The organism is Flavobacterium foetidum (assembly GCF_004634245.1).
Classification (GTDB): domain Bacteria; phylum Bacteroidota; class Bacteroidia; order Flavobacteriales; family Flavobacteriaceae; genus Flavobacterium; species Flavobacterium foetidum.
The window spans coordinates 1-20,454 of record NZ_SJTF01000010.1; the positions used below are offsets into that span (position 1 = coordinate 1).

Genomic DNA, 20,454 nt, shown 5'->3' on the forward strand with positions numbered 1-20,454 from the left:
AATGAGACAATCAGATAATTTTCGGATTGACACAATTTGTGTATTGATTTTCTAATTGACTCATTTTCTAATTGACAGTTTTTTTAATTAAGATAATTTGACAATGAGACAATCAGATAATTTTCGGATTGACACAATTTGTGTATTGATTTTCTAATTGACTCATTTTCTAATTGACAAATTTTCTAATTATACTATATGAAATTTCAAAAGAGTCATTCTTTACAAGAAATTGCTGATTTGCTTAGTTGCGAATTTATTGGCGACAAAGATTTTCCCGTTTTAGGCATGAACGAAATCCATGTGGTTGAGCCGGGAGATATTGTATTTGTTGACCATCCAAAATATTATGATAAAGCTTTGCAATCTGCAGCTACAATTGTTTTGATTAATAAAAAAGTAGAATGCCCAGAAGGTAAAGCGCTTTTAATTTCTGATGATCCTTTTAGAGATTTCAATATTTTAACGAGACACTTCAAACCTTTTCAATTTGCAAATGTGGCGATTGCACCTACAGCTGAAATAGGAGAAGGAACTATCATACAACCTAATACTTTTGTTGGTAACCACGTAAAAATTGGAAAGAATTGTTTGATTCATTCCAATGTTTCCATTTATGATCATACAGTAATTGGTGACAATGTAATTATTCACGCAGGAACTATTTTGGGAGCTGATGCTTTTTATTATAAAAAGCGACCTGAGGGTTTTGATCAGCTTGTTTCGGGCGGAAGAGTGGTTATAGAAGATAATGTAGGCATTGGTGCTCTTTGTACAATTGACAAAGGAGTTACTGGTGACACTACTATTGGTGCAGGAACTAAATTAGACAATCAGGTGCATGTTGGTCATGATACTGTTATCGGAAAAAAATGCCTAATTGCATCACAGACTGGTATCGCTGGTTGTGTTGTTATCGAAGATGAAGTTACGTTATGGGGGCAGGTAGGAACTACGAGCGGCATTACAATTGGAGCAAAAGCAGTTGTAATGGGGCAAACGGGGGTTACTAAATCGGTTGAAGGCGGAAAATCATATTTTGGCACTCCAATCGAAGAATCAAGAGAAAAGTTAAAACAATTAGCCAATATTAAGAAGATTCCTGAGATTTTAAGTAAATTGAAGTAATATGTCAATAAAAGAATTTGTTCAGAAATTTTATAAGTCAGATGCCTTAATTGATAGCGAAATTTTAAAAACATATTTGCATCCTGACGTTTTGCTGGATTGGAACAGCAGCAAAGGTTTTATTCAGATGGATTATGATGCCATTATTGAAAAGGCAAATGAGCTGAGCCGTGCGTATGTACGTTCTAAGGTTAGGATAAGCCACATTTTAGAAGATGGAGATTTGGTTTCTGTGCGTTATTCTCACTTTGTAAAAACAATCGAAAATCCTCGCGAAGAAATGTTATTAGCCCATTTTGCGACAATCTGGCAAATCAAAGACGACAAATTGTTTCGTGGTTATCAAATGAGTCAATTTTCTTAATATTTTTTTGACAATAAAAGGGCTAAAATCGATTACAAAACCTTATTTTTGCAACACAAATTTAAAAACTACATAAAATATATATCATGAGTGTTTTAGTTAATAAAGATTCCAAAATAATTGTTCAGGGATTTACAGGAAGCGAAGGAACTTTCCACGCTTCTCAAATGATTGAGTACGGTACTAATGTTGTTGGAGGTGTTACTCCAGGAAAAGGTGGAACAAGCCACTTAGACCGTCCGGTTTTTAATACAGTAAAAGATGCTGTTGATCAAGCTGGAGCAGATACTTCTATCATTTTCGTTCCGCCAGCTTTTGCTGCTGATGCAATTATGGAAGCTGCTGATGCTGGAATTAAAGTAATTATTGCTATTACAGAAGGAATTCCTGTAGCAGATATGATTAAAGCAAATAACTACGTAAAAGAAAGAAATTCAAGATTAATCGGACCAAACTGTCCAGGTGTAATTACACCAGGAGAAGCTAAAGTTGGTATCATGCCAGGTTTCGTTTTCAAAAAAGGAAATGTTGGTATCGTTTCTAAATCTGGAACTTTAACTTACGAAGCTGCTGACCAAGTTGTAAAACAAGGTTTAGGTATCACTACAGCTATTGGTATTGGTGGTGACCCAATTATTGGAACTACAACTAAAGAAGCTGTTGAGTTATTAATGAATGACCCAGAAACTGAAGCAATCATTATGATTGGTGAAATTGGAGGTCAATTAGAAGCTGACGCTGCTAAATGGGTAAAAGCTGATGGTAACCGTAAACCAGTAATTGGTTTTATCGCTGGAGAAACTGCTCCTGCTGGTAGAACAATGGGTCACGCAGGTGCTATCGTTGGTGGTTCTGATGATACAGCGGCCGCTAAAAAACAAATCATGAGAGACAACGGAATCCACGTTGTTGATTCGCCAGCTGAAATTGGTAAGAAAGTAAAGGAAGTACTTGGATAATAAATTCCAATATTTAAAATAACAATTCCAAAAAGTCTCAATATTTTCTTGAGACTTTTTCCATTTTAAAAGCTGAGGCAGAAAATAGAAAAACTTAGCATCTTAGTACCTCAGTATCTTAGAGGCTTAATAAAGAAATATGTATAAAGATTTAGAAAAATTCAAAGTAAGCGGCAGTTTTACTTTTACGGTTGAAGATAGTTTAGAACAAGTTTGCAATGCTCCCGAAGGAAGTGCTGGGATTTTTGTGGTTTATGCTGTTGAAGGAAATGAGAAAGAACTAATTATGGTTGGTTCTACAGGAACAGTTCAAAACGATGGGACTTTAAAAACTAAAAATGGCGGTTTGTATGATAAAATTGTAAATGGTCATCAATTTGCAAAAACAGGAAGAAAATACTCTTGGCCGGCTCAAATGAAATTAGAAGGTATTGCTTCTCTTGAAGTTTTTTGGTATGAAACTTTTAATACAGATGTAAAAGCAATTCCAACTGCAGTTGAGGGGCAGGTTTTGCAAAATTTCTTAGACAATAGCGAGAAATTGCCTAAATGGAATGTCGCATTCTAGAAATAATTTTTCATGACATTAAATAAGCCTTGCTAATTTTTAGCAAGGCTTATTTTTTTACAGCCAATTTAATGCAAAAAAAATAGTAATGTTTTTCATAATAAGAATTTATAAATTAAAATAAAGTTAATTTAAGATTAAGAAAAAAAAAGACCCTTAAAATGTTAAATTTGAAAAACAACCGCTTTTTTTATCTTTTAATTGGTTTTTCAATTTAAGCTTTTATATATTTATCGAACAAAAACAAAAAAAAATGTTAAAATTTACATTTTAAGCTATATTAATTTTTGCTGCCAAAATGTAAACTAATGTTTATTTTTCGAAACTCAACTTAATTACAGGGAGCATAGATGTTGTAATTTTTAATCTATGAACACTCTTATCTTGTTTTTAAATCCATAAATTATGAATCATACTTTGAAAAAAAATGCGGTAGACGACTTTACTCTTTGGAGTAATTTGAAAAATGATGATCAGAGGTCTTTTTCGATGCTATTTGAGAGATATTATAGCGATTTGGTTAATTATGGAAATTCTCTTTCTCCTTTTTCAGAAAAAGTCCAAGACTGTGTACAAGATGTCTTTGCTGATATCTGGCTTTATAGAAATTCGCTTCAAGACCATGTGGTTGTAAAAGCTTATTTGTTGTCTAGTGTTCGAAAAAGAATTGCACGTTTATTTGAGCGTGATCATATTTTTAGAAAAACGACCTCGACAGATGTTATTGAGTTTTTATTCGACTTTTCTATAGAAAATGATCTCGTTGAAGACGAAGTAACGGCAGAAAGAGTTTTGTATCTAAACAAGCTTTTAAACGAACTACCTTCACGTCAGAAAGAGGCGTTATATCTTCGCTATCATCAAGGGTTGTCAGTTGATCAGATAGCAGAACTTTTAAACATAAATTATCAATCTGCTAACAATTTAGTGTATCGTGGTTTATTAACGCTGCGAAAAGAATGGAAAGGCAGCATTCCGCTAATTGTACTGTTTTCAGGGGTTCTTCATATTTCTTAAAAAAATATTAAAAAAAATCACAATTTAGTGAGTATATAAAAAGAAAGCTGTCCTCTATGTTTTTGTAACCTTAATCATAAGATGCAAAAACGTAACACATATACAGATATAGAAGACTTCCTGTCTGATGAATCTTTCCAATTATGGATTTTATCCAAGGTAGATGAGCAAGGCTGGGAAGATTGGACTTTGGAGAATCGCCAAAGGGCAAAGCTGGTAGAAGACGCAAGGCTTTTACTGCTTGCTATGAAAGTTCCAAATACTGATTTGACTTCGAATCAAATTCATGAAGCACTTAAATCTACTTGGAGAAAAATTGAAGAAAAAGAAACTGATCTTCGAGAAAATACCTCTTATTCATATACCTTCAGATATTGGCTAGCAGGAGCTGCAGCAATTTTGATTTGCTTTTTATCTGTTAAGTTCTATCAACGAAATATTCTTGCAGACGATTCTGTAATAACCTATAATGAATTGATTGAAGACAACGTAGAGGGGTTAGTCGAACAGACCAATAATACAGAAAAAGCACAAACAATCACACTTTCAGATGGGAGTTCTGTTTTACTGCAGCCGGATAGTAAATTGAGCTATCCCAAAATATTTTCTGAGAACGAAAGAAAGGTGTACCTGTCTGGTGAAGCTTTTTTTGAAATCAGCAAAAATCCTAAGAAACCTTTTTTTGTGTATGCAAACGAAATTGTCACACGAGTAGTAGGAACAAGTTTTAGAATTAAAGCTTATCCTGATCAGCAAAATGTAGAAGTATTGGTTCGTACCGGAAAGGTAAAAGTAAAGTCAAATGATTTGATTGAGACATCAAAAAAAGAAGAAATTGAATTGTTTCCAAACGAAGCGGTTCGTTTTACAAGAAATAGTTTAGCCTTTAACAAAATCACCAATATTACAGAAGATCAAATCTTAGTAAAAAGTGTCGGGAATATCGAGCAATTGAGTTTTGAATTTACAGACATCCCTGTTGATCAGATTTTTAAAACAATAGAGCAGGCTTATCAAGTAAACATTGATTTTCCGAAAGACAAATTACAGGATTGTCGACTGACCACTTCGTTAAGCGACCAGCCATTACCGGAAAAACTTAAAATAATCTGTAAAAGTATTGGGAACGATACGAATTATGAAATGAACGGAAATCAAATCGTAATTACCTCGCAAGGTTGCAACTAACAAGAAAATAAAAATTTCCAAAATAAAGCTATTGTCAAAACTAAAAAAACATGTAAATGCCTATGTAAAAAACTAATGCGCTAAAAAAAGTGCCGAAAATGCTGTAACATTTCCGACACTTAAATGGAGTAAATAACTTTCTGTAAAAAGTTATTTATGATGTTTCTTAAAATACACTCGAATAGTATTAATCAAAACAAACCAAAATTATGAAAAAACCAGTTGTCAAGCAACGATTACTCCACCAAATCATGAAAATAACGCTATTTCAGTTTGTCTTAGCACTTGTATTTTCAAGTGTTACTATGGCAAATAACGTAAATGGGCAAAAAAAATTAGACACTAAAGTTACAATTACAGTTGAAAATTTAACTTTAGATAATGCATTGTCTAAAATTGAAAAATCTGCTCGTGTAAAATTTTCTTACAATTCAAGACTTCCTCAGCTTAGTCAAAAAGTCAGTATAGAGGCAGATCAGGAAACTTTATCAAGTATTCTGAGCCGCATATTAGTTCCTTTTAATATCACTTTTTCTGAAGTAAGCAATCAGATTGTGCTTCAGAAAGGAAGCGCAGAACCGTTTACAAATTTAAACAATCCAGATTCTTTGTTTGATGTTTTAGTTCCGGGACCGATTATTAAAGGAAAAGTAACAGACCAGACAGGAAGTCCGCTTCCGGGTGCAAACGTTACCGCAAAAGGAACCAAAGTGACAGTTTTAACCGATTTTGACGGAAATTTTACAATAGAAATGCCTGCAAATTCAGACAGACTTGTTATTTCATATGTGGGTATGGAGACCAAGGAAATTGGTATTTCTAATACCTCTCCAACTATAGTGCTAGCAGAATCTGGACAGAATTTAAAAGAAGTTGTAGTTACGACAGGTTACGAAAAAACTTCAAAAAGAACATTTACTGGAGCAATCAGCAAAATCTCTGCGACAGAGCTAAAGGTAGATGGGGTAGTAGACGTAAGCCGTATGATTGAAGGAAAAGCAGCAGGGGTTACAGTGCAAAACGTTACGGGAACTTTTGGTACGGCTCCAAAAATTACAGTTCGTGGATCTTCTTCTATATTTGGAGATACAAAACCACTATGGGTTATTGATGGTGTTGTTCAGGAAGATATTATAAATTTAACATTTGCAGATTTAGCTTCAGGAAACTCTGCAACGCTCTTAAGTTCTGCAGTTGCAGGTCTTAATGCAAATGATATTCAAAGTATTGAAATTCTTAAGGATGCTTCTGCGACATCAATTTATGGTTCAAGATCATTAAATGGGGTAGTGGTTGTTACAACAAAACAAGGACGCAGGGATTCACCTCTTAAAATAAATTACTCTGTTGAAAACACAGTTAGAACAGTCCCAAATTATTCGCAATATGATATTTTAAACTCTCAGGAGTCGATGAGCATCCTAAAGGAGATGGAGCAAAAAGGATTTTTAGATATGCCATCAACCTTGCAAGGAAGGTATGGTGGAGTTTATAATATTATGAGTAGAGCAATAAATACTTACAATCCAGAAACAGGTACTTATTTGGTTAATAATGATCCGGTTAGTAGGAATAATTTTTTAAGAAAGTATGAATTAGCCAATACAGATTGGTTTAAAGTTTTGTTTAGACCTTCTATCACTCAGAATCATTCCTTAAGTTTTTCTGGTGGAGGAAAAAATAATACATTTTATGCTTCTTTAGGATATTATACAGATCCAGGATGGACAATTGCAGATAATGTGAAACAGCTTTCAAGTAATATCAAAGGAACTTTCTATGTAAACGATAAGTTGAATATAACGCTTTCTACACTTGCATCGATTCGCGATCAAAATGCTCCAGGAAGCTATGACAGTCAAAAAGACGAGGTTTTTGGAAATGTAACGCGAGACTTTGACATTAATCCATTTAATTATGTGTTGAGCACAAGTAGAACTTTAAGACCGTACGACGAAAATGGTAATTTAGAGTACTACCGAACCAACTGGGCTCCAATGAACATTATTAATGAGTTAGAAAATAATATTTTGGATATCAAAGTAAAAGACATCCGTTTCCAGCTTGATTTAGACTATAAAATCAATAAAAACTTGACTTACAATCTTATTGGTTCTGCTCGTTATGCCAATACTTCAAGAGAACATAAAATTTATGAGAACTCGAATGTAGTAGGAGCTTACAGAGCTGGAACGGAATATGGAGCAGATGGGGTTAATACTACAGTTAGGAATGCTAATATTTTCTTGTATAAAGATCCAGATGATCTAACAGCTCAAGCAGTATCTGTTCTTCCTAATGGTGGATTTTTAAGAAAGTTTACCAACGATATGACTTCATATAATATTAGAAACAGTTTAACGTACAGAAATACGCTTGCAGAGAAACACGAGTTAGAAGGTTTTTTTGGAACTGAATTACGTTCTGTTGACAGAAACAGTGACAATTTTACAGCTGCAGGCTTACAATACGACCGAGGATTAACTGCATTTACAGATCCAAGGATTATAGAAAAAATCATAAACGAAGGGAATTCTTATTACGGTTTTAATGAGGAAAGAGAAAGAACGGTTGGTTTCTTTGGCAAAGTAGGTTATACTTACGATCGTCGATATACAGCTTCTATTACAGGACGTTATGATGGATCTAATAGACAAGGAGACAGTGGCTCTTCAAGATGGCTTCCGACTTATACATTTAGTGGTAAGTGGAACATAAAAGAAGAAAGTTTTATGCAGAAAAATGAAACTATTAATAATCTCGCATTAAGAGCTTCTTATGGGCTTACAGCAACTGCGGGTCCGGCAACAAATTCACTAGCAATTTATAAAAGCTTTATTACTGATCGTTTAGGAATAAGTGATAGAGAAACAGGTATTGACATCGAGGAATTGCAAAACCGCGATTTAACATGGGAAAAACAGTATGAAACCAACGTAGGTGTTGATTTAGGAATGTTTAACAATAGAATACAGTTTACTACAGATGTTTACAGCCGTAAAGCTTTTGATTTAGTAGATTATGTGGTTACTTCAGGTATCGGCGGCCAGAGAATTAAACAAGGTAATAATGCGAATATGGAAACCAAAGGTATCGAGGTTGGTTTTACTACTCAAAATATTGCTGGCAAAGATTTTAAATGGTCAACTACCCTAAATTTTTCTGTTTTCGATCAGAAAATTACAAAATTAGAAAACCAGCCGACAGCATTTGATTTGGTTGATGGAAACGGAGGAAATGCTTTAGGGCATCCAAGAAATTCCATTTATTCTTACCAATTTACAGGTTTAAATAATCAAGGTCTTCCAACTTTTATAATGAAAGATGGTGAAGAAGATAATATTACTGGTGCTAATTTTCAGGATAATGAAAACGTAACCGATTATTTGAAATATGAAGGTTCTATTGAACCAAATAAATCAATTGGTCTTGCAAATACATTTACTTATAAAAACTGGTCACTGTATGTTTTTGTAGTGGGCTCAGGAGGAAATAAAGTCCGTTTAAATCCAGCTTTCAGCAGTCAGTATGACGATTTAACTGTATTTACAAAAGATTTTACCAATCGCTGGATTAATCCTGGTGATGAGCAATTTACAAATGTGCCAGTTATAGCCGATCAGAGATTGCTTACTAATTATGATGGTTTTGATACTTTAGGACGCGCCTATAATACGTATAATTTTTCTGATGTAAGAATTGCAGATGGTGATTTTGTAAGGTTAAAAAATGTGTCGTTAAGCTGGGAGTTTCCAAATGACTTTAAAAGAAGGTTAGGCGTGAGCACTTTTACTTTAAAAGGTTCTGCAGTTAATCCATGGCTGATTTATTCAGATAAAAGATTAAACGGACAAGATCCTGAATTCCGTAATACAGGAGGAGTTGCTTTCCCAATTACGTCACAGTACAGTTTTACAATTAATCTTTCATTTTAATATAATTGATTATGAAAAATACAAAATACTTAAAAATAACATTCGCACTCTTATTACTTATCACTTTTAGCAGTTGCGATGAGTTTCTTTCAGAAATTCCAGATAACAGGACACAGATAGATACACCTGAAAAGATTTCTGAAGTATTGGTTAATGCATATCCCCAAGCATCATATCTTGATCTTGCAGAGACAATGTCTGACAATGTGGGTGATGGTGAATTGGCGACCAAAATTTTGAGAAATGAACAAAACTATAATTGGGAAACGAATACAGAAACCAATTGGGATACAGAAACATTTTACTGGGCGGCTTGTTATAATGCAATTGCACATGCCAATCAGGCTTTAAAATCAATTGAACAATTAGGAAACCCAGCAAGCTTGAATCCTCAGAAAGGGGAGGCACTTGTAGCGAGAGCATACGCTCATTTTATGTTAGTTTCTTTTTGGTCAAACCGTTATAATCCAGCAACGGCCTCAACAGACTTAGGAATTCCCTACGTGAGAGAACCTGAAACAGAATTAATAAAATCATACAAAAGAAATACTGTTAAAGAAGTTTTTGATTTTATTGAGGAAGATTTAGAAGAAGGCTTAAAGCATGTAACAAACAATTACAAACAACCAAGATTTCATTTTAATATTGATGCAGCGAGATCTTTTGCAAGCCGTTTCTATTTGGTAAAAGGAGACTGGGATAAAGTGCTTGAAGTATCTGAAAGCCTCGGGTCAAAACCTGTTGGTAAGCTAAAAGATTATGCAACGTTATCAAGCCTTGCGCCAGATATCCAATTTATAGAATATGGAAGATCGACTTATGAAACCAATTTATTGATTGTATCTGCCAGTTCACGTCTAGGAAGATCGGCAAGTACCTTCAACTTTTATCTTTCAGATGATAAGCAGACAGAACTTTTTAGAATACAGACAAATCCATTTAACAAGAATTGGCTTTTCGATTTCTACTCTTACAATAGCAGTAGAACATTGTTTACGCCAAAATTTGAAGAATATTTTAAGTACACTAATTTGACAGCAAATATCGGAGAACCGTATGTAGGTATCGTGTTGGCGTCTAATGATGAGTTTTATTTAAATCGAATTGAAGCGCTGGTCATGAAAGGAAGGATTGCAGAAGCAAATACAGAATTAGAATACTTTTTAGGCACACGTACAACAGGGTATAATCCAAATACAGATAAATTAACAGAGGCAAAAGTGGTTTCTATGTACCCAGTAATTGCCGACGAATATACTCCGTTTTATCAAATGACGCCTGTTCAGACTTCTTATGTGAAAGCAATTGCTGAAGCAAAAAGAAGAGATTTTGTTCACGAAGGACTAAGATGGTTTGATATTAAACGTTTTAATATCGTTGTAGAACATGCAACATTTGGAAAACCAGTGAATAAGCTTGTGAAAGATGATAAACGACGCGCATTACAGATTCCGTTAAGCGCCTCTAATTATGGTGTTGAAAAAAATCCTAGATAAATTTTAATTAAAATTTTTAGACCTATGAAAATAGTAAAACAATATAAAGCGATATTCTTGCTTTTCGGGGTGTTATCAATTGTATCATGTGCTCATGAAGATCAACCTGGAGAAAGCCGACTAGATTATACGCAACCTCAAAAAACGGAATTAGATAATTGGATTACGGTAAATTATCTGAATCCTTACAATATCAATGCGCAATATAGATGGAATCAAAATGCGGTTGATAATAATCGTTTCTTATTTCCTCCGATGATTGATAAAGTTCAACCAGCATTAGAAGTAGTAAAACAAATCTGGTTAGACAGCTACTCTGCTGTTGGGGGAGCTGATTTTGTTAAAAAGGTGGCGCCAAGAGAAATTGTTTTAGTGGGTGGAGTAAACTCAAACACAAACGGAACCAGAACACTTGGTATTGCAGATTCTGGGCAAAGAATTACTTTGTTTGAAGTAGATTACTTGAACAAAAAAAATCGTGCCAATGTAACAGAATTTGTTCACACTATTCAACATGAGTATGTGCATATCTTAAATCAGAACAAACCATTTGATGAACAGGCTTGGCAAAAAATAAGTCCTGGTGATTATACAGGAACATGGCATTTAGAAGTACTAGAAGACTCGAGAAATCTTGGATTTGTAACAAATTATGCCAGAAATAATGTTACCGAAGATTTTGCAGAAACAGCTTCTACAATTTTAACGAGTTCTAAGGCAGAGTATGCTGCAATTCTGGCAAGCATAACAGATCCTATTGGACGAGCAAAACTTCAGATGAAAGAAGCTATGGTGGTAAAATATTATAAAGATGCATTTAATATAGATTTTTATGCATTAAGAGATGCTGCGGAGAAAAACACAACCAATGTTATCAATAATTAAACTCATTTAATGTATAATTTAAATATTAAGTTTATGAAAGTTAAAAATATCCTTAAGTTCCTGACAGCTTGCTCGGTGCTACTGCTTTTAGGTTCTTGTAACAATAATACCGATGCGGAAGATATATTTAATAAAACTCCAACAGAACGTTTAAACGAACAGAAAAGCGAATTAAAAGACGCTTTACTTGCATCAGAATTTGGCTGGAAAGCCGTTTATTTTACTGATGACACACAGTTGGGAGGTTATACTCATTTATTCAAATTTTCAGCAGACGGAAAAGTTCAAATGGCATCAGATTTTGATGATGACACTGCAGTTTACCAAAGTGATTACAGCATAGCTCTTGGAAGTACTGTTAGCCTTTTGTTTGAAACTTATAACAGAATTCATCTTTTGTCGGACTCTAACAGCTATCCGACAACTGCTTTAAGAGGAAAAGGTTATTTGGGTGATTTTCAATTTCTGTACTATGGACAGGAAAATGGAGACATACTTTTCAAAAGTAACAGATTGGTAAGAGATATCCGTTTCGTAAAAGCAACTGCACAGGATTGGGCAGATTTATCTAAAAATCTTGTTACAGAAGAAAATCTTGTCGGAAACATCAATAGTCCGTTGTATAAATTATTGGAAATCAATGATGGAGCTAATGTAAAAAAGTACGATTTTTCATTTTCATCAATAACAAGATTTGCAGTAGCAAAATCAATTGATGCAGGTTCATCTGAAGCAATTAGTGTTGGGGTAGGTTATACACCGACAAGTATTGTATTAAGTCCAGCTTTAGAGGTCGGAAGTCAAAAATTATCTAATTTTGTATATGATGCTGCTACTTCTAGTTTTACAGCAACCGGCACAGGAGGGGTTACAGCCTCGATTAAATATAGCAATGCACCACTTGTGTTAACAGATGATTATAAAGTAGCATTACCTGCAGCAGGGTCTCCCACAAATGCGTTTGGATACATAGCTGCTAACTTAGCAAATGCACCAACGAATTCTCCGTTGTGTATTCAGTTGTTAAATGAAATTAATGCATCGCTTCCAGCTACTCAAAAAGTAAACCGCGTTCAAATTACGTTTGCACCGGGAGGAATAGCTGATATTATGTACAGTTTCACGGGAGGAAGAGCTACAGTTTACCACCGAGTAACCGTAACAGAAGACGCTGTGAATAAGACAATTATTCTTAAAAATTCATTCTGGCATAATGGAAGCGCAATTGTTACTGCGCCAGCCTTATTGAAAAATATTGATGACAAGCTATTAGATCCAAAAGGATTATACGTAATTAAGGAAAGTTTTAGAATTCAGTTTGTTAATACAATTTATACTTTCTCTGGTGCATCAAGTAGTTTTAGAATAACAACATATGCATTCCAGTAAAATTACAATTGAATAAATAATAGATAAAAAAAAAGTATAATGTTTATTTCAAAAAACAGCTCATTTACTTGAGCTGTTTTATAACTTGGAAAAATTTAATATGAGAAGCATTTAAAATCAATTACGATTTCTATCTTCTTTTGGGGCTTAATACTAATTTTCTTTTCAAATTATTATTATTAATTTGTGAGATACTTTCTCTATGCTTCTGTATTGATAATATACGATAAAGTCGCAAACAAAAAAAAGTAAGTAGTGATGACCCAGTAGCTGTTGAGTTTGTACAAAGTATTGAACAAAAAGCTTTAATGCTTATTAAGTCATATGGTGTAACAGAACAAGGAATTATTTCAGAATTTGGATCATTATATCCTGGAAAAATTGCTTTGACAGCGCAATTAATAGTTGTTGAAGAAGAACTTATAGATCAAGGTAAAACATTATCAATTTTTGCTGAAGAAGATTATTCTTTAGCTGCATTATCTTTACTAGGAATGAATTCGGTTGCAGCTCAAAGCGATACTTTCGGAGGTTGTATTGCTGATGCAATTGGAATAACTGCCGCTTTTGAAGTTATAGAGTCTGGTATAGCGGGTCTGGGAAGAAAAGGGGTTTTGAAATTGGTAAGAAAAATAGGTGGAAAATATCTTGGTGCTGTTGGTATGGTATTGGCTGCATATGACTTTGCAAATTGCATGGGATGGTTAACTCAAGTTGATGGTCCCTTACCTGGTAATGTATCATCTTGTAATGATCTTGTAATGATAGATAGAATATCGACATCTTTTCAGGCTACTTATTATATATCCAAGGAAAGTATCAGTTATAAATCTCAAGACGATTTTAAGATTGATAGACATCAACTTTATAAGGTATATAATGTAGATTTTGGAAGTTTTCAAAATCCAGAATGTAATATTTCGTATTCTAACGAAACTGTTAATGGAACACATTTGGATTTGTTAACAGTGAGAGAAATAAATTTATACTAAAGCGAAGAATAATATTAAAGAATTAATAAAAAAAAATGGTACAGTTAGTAACTTGGAATAATTTTGTATTAATGATTTATGTATTGGCAATCGTACTGAATGGATATTCATGGTTTCAATACAATAAAAATGTAACCTTAGAACAGCGAAAAAAAGAAGGCTGGACTAGTTTTTACAGAGTTTCTACTTTATTGATTATTATATTATTTTGTCAAAGATAATGTATATAAGGTAACAATTCACCAAAATTAACCTTTGGAGTGGTTAGTCAATCATTTAAATTTATTAGAAAACAAAATCCTCCTTAAAAATTTAGTTTTATTTTTTTATTTTGGAGAAGGCGGTTCAAATTTTTGAACCGCTTTTGCTTTTATATTAAGGTCTTAATATAAGAAACGGCAATTTTTACATTTCAAATTTTATTAAACGCCCAAATAATCTATATTTGTATTGAAAAAAATAAAAACGAATACCTTAATATGAAATTACTAGAAGGAAAAGTAGCAATCATTACTGGCGCTAGTCGCGGAATCGGGAAAGGAATTGCTGAAGTTTTTGCTAAACACGGAGCAAACGTTGCATTTACATACAGTTCTTCTGCTGCTTCGGCTGAAGCTTTAGAAGCAGAATTAAACGCTCTAGGCATAAAAGCAAAAGGATACCAATCAAATGCAGCTGATTTTAATGAAGCTCAAACTTTTGTAGATGCTGTTTTGGCAGATTTCGGAACTGTTGACATCTTAATCAATAATGCTGGAATTACAAAAGACAATTTATTGATGCGTATGTCTGAAGCAGATTTTGACCAAGTAATCGATGTAAACTTGAAATCGGTTTTTAATATGACAAAAGCAATTCAGAAAACGTTCTTAAAGCAACGTGCTGGCTCTATCATCAACATTAGTTCTGTTGTTGGAGTTTCTGGAAATGCTGGTCAGACAAACTACGCTGCTTCAAAAGCTGGTGCAATCGGATTCACTAAATCTGTAGCTCTTGAATTAGGTTCTCGTAACATTCGTTGCAATGCAATCGCACCGGGTTTTATCGAAACCGAAATGACTGCAAAATTATCTGAAGATGTTGTAAAAGGATGGAGAGAAGGTATTCCGTTGAAACGTGGTGGAAGCCCTGAAGATGTTGCAAATGCTTGTCTTTTCTTAGCTTCAGATTTAAGTGCTTATGTTACTGGACAAGTACTTAATGTTTGCGGGGGAATGCTTACATAATAGTTTTCAGTGTTCAGATTTTAGTATTCAGTTTTTTCCAATTCTTGAATAACTGAACACTTTAACAGTCGTAGTCACGGCTTTTTGAATCTGATCACTAAAAAACTGATTACTGAATACTAAACAAATATGACGACAAACACGATTCTTTTATTATTGCTTTCTTTAGTAATTGCTGGTGGTTTATCGTACTTTCAATACTTTTTTAAAGCCAAAAACAAATCGAATCTGATTTGGTTTTTGGCTTTTTTACGTTTTATGGCGATTTTCGGATTACTGCTTTTATTGATAAATCCAGTGATTTCTAAAAGTTCGCTCGAAATAACCAAAACACCTCTTGCGATTGCGGTCGATAATTCCAGCTCGATTGCTGCTTTAAAATCAGATAAAAAAGCTGTCGAATTATATCAAAAGCTGGTTTCGAATCCTGCCTTAAAGGAAAAATTCGAAATTCAAACTTACCAATTTGATGCTGATTTCAGGAGTTCGGATAAATTTGATTTTAAAGGAAATCAGACCAATTTAGACGAAGTTGCTAAAAATCTAAAAAGCATCAATAAAAATCTCCTGTTTCCAACTGTAATTATTACCGATGGAAATCAAACTACAGGAAACGATTACGTTTATCGATTTGATTCTGCCAATAAAGTTTATCCTTTGGTTGTGGGAGATACTACCACTTTTTTTGATTTAAAAATCAATCAACTAAACGTTAATAAATACGCTTTTCATAAAAATAAATTTCCAGTAGAAGTTTTTCTTCAATATGCGGGAACTAAATCCGTTACTGCCGACTTTACTATTTCTCAAGGAAATTCTGTTGTAGCAAAAGAGAAAATGACATTTTCTCCATCAAAAAAAACAGCTTCTTTAAACATATTGCTGCCAGCGGATAAAGTAGGTCTACAGATTTTTAGGGCGAATATATCGTCTAATGAGAAAGAGAAAAACAGCTATAACAATATCAAGAATTTTGCTGTCGAAATCATAAATCAAAAGTCAACTATTGCAATAGTTTCTTCAATCAATCATCCGGATATTGCGGCCCTCAAACGTGCCATAGAAGTTAATGCACAACGTAAAGTAATATTGGTTAAACCTAATGATCTAAGTCAGTTGCAAGAAGTTTCTGTGCTTGTTTTGTACCAGCCGAATACAGCTTTTAAAGCAATCTTTGAGAATAACAAAGTTGCAGGAAGGAATACTTTTATTATAACTGGAAATAATACAGATTTCAATTTTCTAAACCAGCAGCAGTCTAATTTAGTATTCAAAATGAGTAATCAGCGAGAGGACTATTTGAGCGAATTTAAATCTGATTTTAATCTGTTTGCTATTGAAAACATAGGTTTTGAAAATTTCCCGCCTTTACAAAATCCTTTTGGGACAATTACAACCAACGGAAATGTTTCTGTACTTCTTTCGTCAAAAATCAGAAATGTCTCTACAAATGCTCCTATGTTGGCTTTTGCTGAATACCAAGGAAAAAGAGTTGCTTTTCTTTTAGGAGAAAATAGCTGGAAATGGCGTCTACAAAGTCATATCGACAATCAGTCATTTGAGAAATACGATGTCTTTATCGATAAAGTAATACAGTTTTTAGCAACTTCGACTTCAAAAAAATCACTGGTAGTTACTCATGAAAGCTTTTATAATTCTGGAGAAGAAATTATAATCAATGCGCAATACTTTAATAAAAATTACGAGTTTGACGAAAAAGCAAGATTGACAATTTCTGTTACAAATGCCGTAACCAAACAAAGTAAAAACTATGATTTGCTGAAAGGGAATAATTCTTTTTCTGCAAACTTAGAAGGCTTGCCAGCGGGAAAATATAATTTCACAGTAAAAGAATTAAATTCAAATACTTCTTATTCAAGTCATTTTGAAATATTGGATTTTGATATCGAGAAACAGTTTGTAAACCCTGATGTATTAAAATTGAAGCAATTGGCGCAACAAACAAGCGGAAAAGCGTTTTTCGAAAATCAAGCAGATGATTTAATTAATACACTTTTGGAAAGTAAAGAATACAAATCAATCGAAAAAAATATCACTAGTAAAACCCCAATAATTGACTGGGTTTGGTTGTTGATTTTAATTGCTGTTTTATTGGCTACAGAATGGTTTGTGAGAAAGTATAATGGGTTGCTTTAAGGTAGTGCAACAAAGATTCCAAGTGAAAATGGTGACACAAGTTTGAAAACTGTCGCTGAACCAAAACAACAAAAAATAAATGGATTTCAGGTTAAAAGTATTTTACACCGTGGCAGTGCGTCTTAATTTTACTAAGGCCGCTACCGAATTGTATATATCACAGCCTGCAGTTTCGAAACACATTCAAGAACTTGAAGAAACTTATAAAACTAAGCTATTTGAGCGAAAAGGTCCTAAGATTGCCTTAACTCCTGCAGGAGAAATTCTTCTAAAATACACCAAGGCTATTTCTGAACTCTATCGTGAAATAGATTTTGAAATGAGTTCTTTCGTTAATGAACGCCAAGGTTCACTGAGGCTGGGAGCCAGCACGACTATTTCGCAGTATGTTATTTCTCCTGTACTGGCCCGTTTTCATCAGAAACAGAAAGATATAAAAGTCAATTTGCTCAACGGAAATACAGAACAAATCGAGAGTGCTCTTATTAATAAAGAAATCGAAATCGGAATTGTAGAAGGGCAATCTAAAAATCAGAGCATCAAATATATTCCGTTTTTAAAAGATGAATTGGTTTTGGTGTGCAACACTACAAACCCGCTGGCAAAACAGAACGAGATTCTTATAAATGATTTAAAATCAATGAAATTCATAACGCGTGAACGCGGTTCAGGTACACTTGAAGTTATTGAATATGCTTTGAAAAATAAAAATCTAAAACTGTCCGATTTGCAAATTGAAATGCAGTTAGGAAGTACTGAAAGCATAAAATCCTATTTGCTGAATTCAGACTGTTTTGCCTTTATGTCAATTCATGCTGTTAGTAAAGAGCTTAGGAATAAGGAGTTGATTGTTTTAGATGTTGAAAATTTGGCAATCGAAAGGTATTTTTACATTATTACCCTTCTTGGAAAATCGGACCCTTTGTCTGAATTGTTTATTCAGAATATCTCTTCTTATTATAATTTAAAGTTATAGCGGATTGTAATTTACGATTGGCAAATCTAGTATAAAGAATAGAAATTTGCAGGGTAATTATCAATTATCCTATTTTGAAAACAAGTCAGCACGCAGCGTCACAATTATTTGAAATTAATCATTATTTACAACAAGCCATTTTTGTTGTAGTAGTGCTACTGTGTTTGTTCTCAATCATTTCTCCGCCAATCGCCTTGTTGATTGGAGTGGTAATTGTAAATGTCTTCGGGAATCCGTTTATCGAATTCAATCATAAAGCAATTACATTTTTATTGCAATTTTCTGTCGTAGGTTTGGGATTCGGAATGAATGCCTCAAGTGCATTTTCAGCAGGAAAAGAAGGATTCGTACTGACAATTGCTTCAATTTTCAGTACATTGATTTTTGGTTTTTTGCTAGGCAAATGGCTTAAAACGGAGAAAAAAACCTCACATTTGATTTCATGCGGAACCGCAATCTGCGGCGGAAGTGCCATCGCAGCTATATCTCCCGTAATCAAGTCTAATGAAAATCAGACTTCCATTGCTTTGGGGGTTATTTTTATACTGAATTCTGTTGCGTTATTTGTCTTTCCTTTTATCGGACATCAACTTGGTTTGTCTCAAAAAGATTTTGGTTTATGGTGCGCCATTGCAATTCACGATACAAGTTCTGTGGTTGGAGCTGCAAACAAATATGGGGCGGAGGCTTTGCAGATTGCCACAACCGTAAAACTAGCAAGAGCATTATGGATTATTCCTATTTCAGTTTTGACAGCAGTAATTGTCAAAAACAAAAACAGCAAAATTAAGATTCCTTATTTTATTGGATTATTTATTTTGGCAATGCTGTTGAATTCGTATGTTCCAAAAATTTCTACAATTGCGCCTTATATAGTAAACATCGCTAAAATCGGATTAACCATAACACTATTTTTAATTGGAGCAACACTTAATGTGAATACTTTAAAATCAGTAGGAATAAGGCCTTTATTGCAAGGAGTTTTATTATGGGTGTTTATCTCGGTTTTAAGTTTAGCAACAATAATTTATATAAGCTGATTTATTGTTTTATTTTCGAAAACTTAACAGATGGTTTGTCAACAAGTGTATATTTTTTTCCTTTAAAAGAAAAACGTTTTTCGATGACAAAATCAAATTCTTTTTTAGTTTTTGCCATTGCAGCAATTTCTTCAGGAACGTCAACTTCATAATCGTCCTCAGTATTTTTTGCTTTTCTGTAAGTGCCAGATGTTGTAATAATAAAATCGCGAAAAAACTTTTTGCCATTATCAGTAACAATAGTATAAGAGCTTGACCAATCTGAATTAGGACTGTTAGAAAGTGAATAATAATCTACTGTCATTAAAGTCTGGTATTTACCATCAAATCCAGCGATAAGATACAGATAACCGTAGTAAGGTGCGCCTGGACCGCCATTAGAATGTCGTATGGTAAAGGCATATTGATCTTCGCCAATTTGTACCAATTTCGGTTTTGGAGATTGTGAAAAAGAGCCAAATGCTGTAATGGCAGGTTGAAAAGATTTCATTTCCCAAGAATTTCCATTTTTAGCAAATTTTGCCAAACCTAATAATCCACCTGTAAAACGACTGACTTGTGAACCATCTTCGTCACCTATTGAATGATTAAAAAACAGTAATTTAAATTGATTCCCTTTTGAATCTGAATAGTCAATTTTTTCAAGTATTCTTGTTGCAACACCTTCAGAGTAAGGAAATGATTGGTCTCCATTTATTTCATTAACATCAAGATACGTTTCAGATTTACAGGTTTTACAAATCCAGTTTATGAATGTGTTTTTGTCAGGATAATGAAATAATTTACCTGGAAACAATTTCTCTGTGGTTTTTTCAGCATTAAAAGGATCCGTGACTTTTAATGTTCTTGAAGTATTTAATATCGTATCGCTAACTTTTTTTAGATATGTTTCTTCACTTTGAGAAAGAATAGAAGTAGAAAATCCGAACAAGAAAAAAACTATATATATAAGGCGCATAAAATTTTATAAAAGTAAAAGTATTACAAAAATAGATAATTGTTTTGGAGTATAGTTTAGAAATACATCAATAAAATAACCTGAATTGATTAAAATTGAAAATATCATAATATTCGTTCCCATAATTTTGAATTATGTGCATAAATAAGGTAAATTTGGCCCCTCAAATAAAAACA

Annotated in this window: 17 protein-coding genes; 16 read left to right on the forward strand and 1 reads right to left on the reverse strand. The window is 33.5% G+C overall.

Annotated elements, in window-relative coordinates:
- The first annotated feature begins 198 nt into the window (after window positions 1-198).
- From E0W73_RS13230 to E0W73_RS13305, 16 genes are all read left to right on the forward strand, one after another.
- Window positions 199-1,128, forward strand: a complete 930-nt coding sequence (locus E0W73_RS13230; RefSeq protein WP_135222553.1) for a UDP-3-O-(3-hydroxymyristoyl)glucosamine N-acyltransferase — start codon at window positions 199-201, stop codon at window positions 1,126-1,128.
- Window position 1,129: 1 nt separating this feature from the next.
- A complete protein-coding gene (locus tag E0W73_RS13235) occupies window positions 1,130-1,492 on the forward strand; it encodes a nuclear transport factor 2 family protein (RefSeq protein ID WP_135222554.1) in 363 nt (120 codons plus the stop codon).
- 86 nt (window positions 1,493-1,578) lie between these two features.
- Window positions 1,579-2,451 carry a succinate--CoA ligase subunit alpha gene (sucD, locus tag E0W73_RS13240; protein WP_115887225.1) on the forward strand — a complete coding sequence of 291 codons (873 nt, stop codon included), beginning with the start codon at window positions 1,579-1,581 and terminating at the stop codon, window positions 2,449-2,451.
- 139 nt (window positions 2,452-2,590) lie between these two features.
- Window positions 2,591-3,019: a hypothetical protein gene (locus tag E0W73_RS13245; protein ID WP_135222555.1), complete on the forward strand. Its 429-nt coding sequence runs from the start codon at window positions 2,591-2,593 to the stop codon at window positions 3,017-3,019.
- 405 nt (window positions 3,020-3,424) lie between these two features.
- Window positions 3,425-4,036: an RNA polymerase sigma factor gene (locus tag E0W73_RS13250; protein WP_135222556.1), complete on the forward strand. Its 612-nt coding sequence runs from the start codon at window positions 3,425-3,427 to the stop codon at window positions 4,034-4,036.
- An 81-nt stretch (window positions 4,037-4,117) separates the two neighbouring features.
- The gene (locus tag E0W73_RS13255) at window positions 4,118-5,224 is read left to right on the forward strand and encodes a FecR family protein (RefSeq protein WP_135222557.1); all 1,107 of its coding nucleotides are present in this window, start codon (window positions 4,118-4,120) and stop codon (window positions 5,222-5,224) included.
- A 209-nt stretch (window positions 5,225-5,433) separates the two neighbouring features.
- Window positions 5,434-9,159: a SusC/RagA family TonB-linked outer membrane protein gene (locus E0W73_RS13260; RefSeq protein WP_135222558.1), complete on the forward strand. Its 3,726-nt coding sequence runs from the start codon at window positions 5,434-5,436 to the stop codon at window positions 9,157-9,159.
- An 11-nt stretch (window positions 9,160-9,170) separates the two neighbouring features.
- Window positions 9,171-10,655, forward strand: coding sequence for a RagB/SusD family nutrient uptake outer membrane protein (locus E0W73_RS13265; protein ID WP_135222559.1), 1,485 nt, complete (start codon window positions 9,171-9,173; stop codon window positions 10,653-10,655).
- 24 nt (window positions 10,656-10,679) lie between these two features.
- A complete protein-coding gene (locus E0W73_RS13270) occupies window positions 10,680-11,540 on the forward strand; it encodes a zinc-binding metallopeptidase (protein ID WP_135222560.1) in 861 nt (286 codons plus the stop codon).
- Between the two features lie 33 nt (window positions 11,541-11,573).
- Window positions 11,574-12,929 carry a DUF4302 domain-containing protein gene (locus E0W73_RS13275; RefSeq protein ID WP_135222561.1) on the forward strand — a complete coding sequence of 452 codons (1,356 nt, stop codon included), beginning with the start codon at window positions 11,574-11,576 and terminating at the stop codon, window positions 12,927-12,929.
- Between the two features lie 308 nt (window positions 12,930-13,237).
- Window positions 13,238-13,921: a hypothetical protein gene (locus E0W73_RS13280; RefSeq protein ID WP_135222562.1), complete on the forward strand. Its 684-nt coding sequence runs from the start codon at window positions 13,238-13,240 to the stop codon at window positions 13,919-13,921.
- Window positions 13,922-13,956: 35 nt separating this feature from the next.
- Window positions 13,957-14,142: a hypothetical protein gene (locus E0W73_RS13285; RefSeq protein WP_135222563.1), complete on the forward strand. Its 186-nt coding sequence runs from the start codon at window positions 13,957-13,959 to the stop codon at window positions 14,140-14,142.
- Between the two features lie 258 nt (window positions 14,143-14,400).
- Window positions 14,401-15,147: a 3-oxoacyl-[acyl-carrier-protein] reductase gene (gene fabG / locus E0W73_RS13290; RefSeq protein WP_135222564.1), complete on the forward strand. Its 747-nt coding sequence runs from the start codon at window positions 14,401-14,403 to the stop codon at window positions 15,145-15,147.
- Window positions 15,148-15,276: 129 nt separating this feature from the next.
- A complete protein-coding gene (locus E0W73_RS13295; RefSeq protein ID WP_135222565.1) occupies window positions 15,277-17,304 on the forward strand; it encodes a hypothetical protein in 2,028 nt (675 codons plus the stop codon).
- A 79-nt stretch (window positions 17,305-17,383) separates the two neighbouring features.
- Window positions 17,384-18,280: a LysR family transcriptional regulator gene (locus E0W73_RS13300; RefSeq protein ID WP_135222566.1), complete on the forward strand. Its 897-nt coding sequence runs from the start codon at window positions 17,384-17,386 to the stop codon at window positions 18,278-18,280.
- A gap of 74 nt (window positions 18,281-18,354) precedes the next feature.
- Complete coding sequence (locus E0W73_RS13305) at window positions 18,355-19,320, forward strand: YeiH family protein (RefSeq protein WP_135222567.1); 966 nt, start codon at window positions 18,355-18,357, stop codon at window positions 19,318-19,320.
- Between the two features lies 1 nt (window position 19,321).
- On the opposite strand, the gene E0W73_RS13310 is transcribed toward E0W73_RS13305, so the two are convergent.
- Complete coding sequence (locus tag E0W73_RS13310) at window positions 19,322-20,278, reverse strand: hypothetical protein (RefSeq protein ID WP_135222568.1); 957 nt, start codon at window positions 20,276-20,278, stop codon at window positions 19,322-19,324.
- Between the last annotated feature and the right edge of the window lie 176 nt (window positions 20,279-20,454).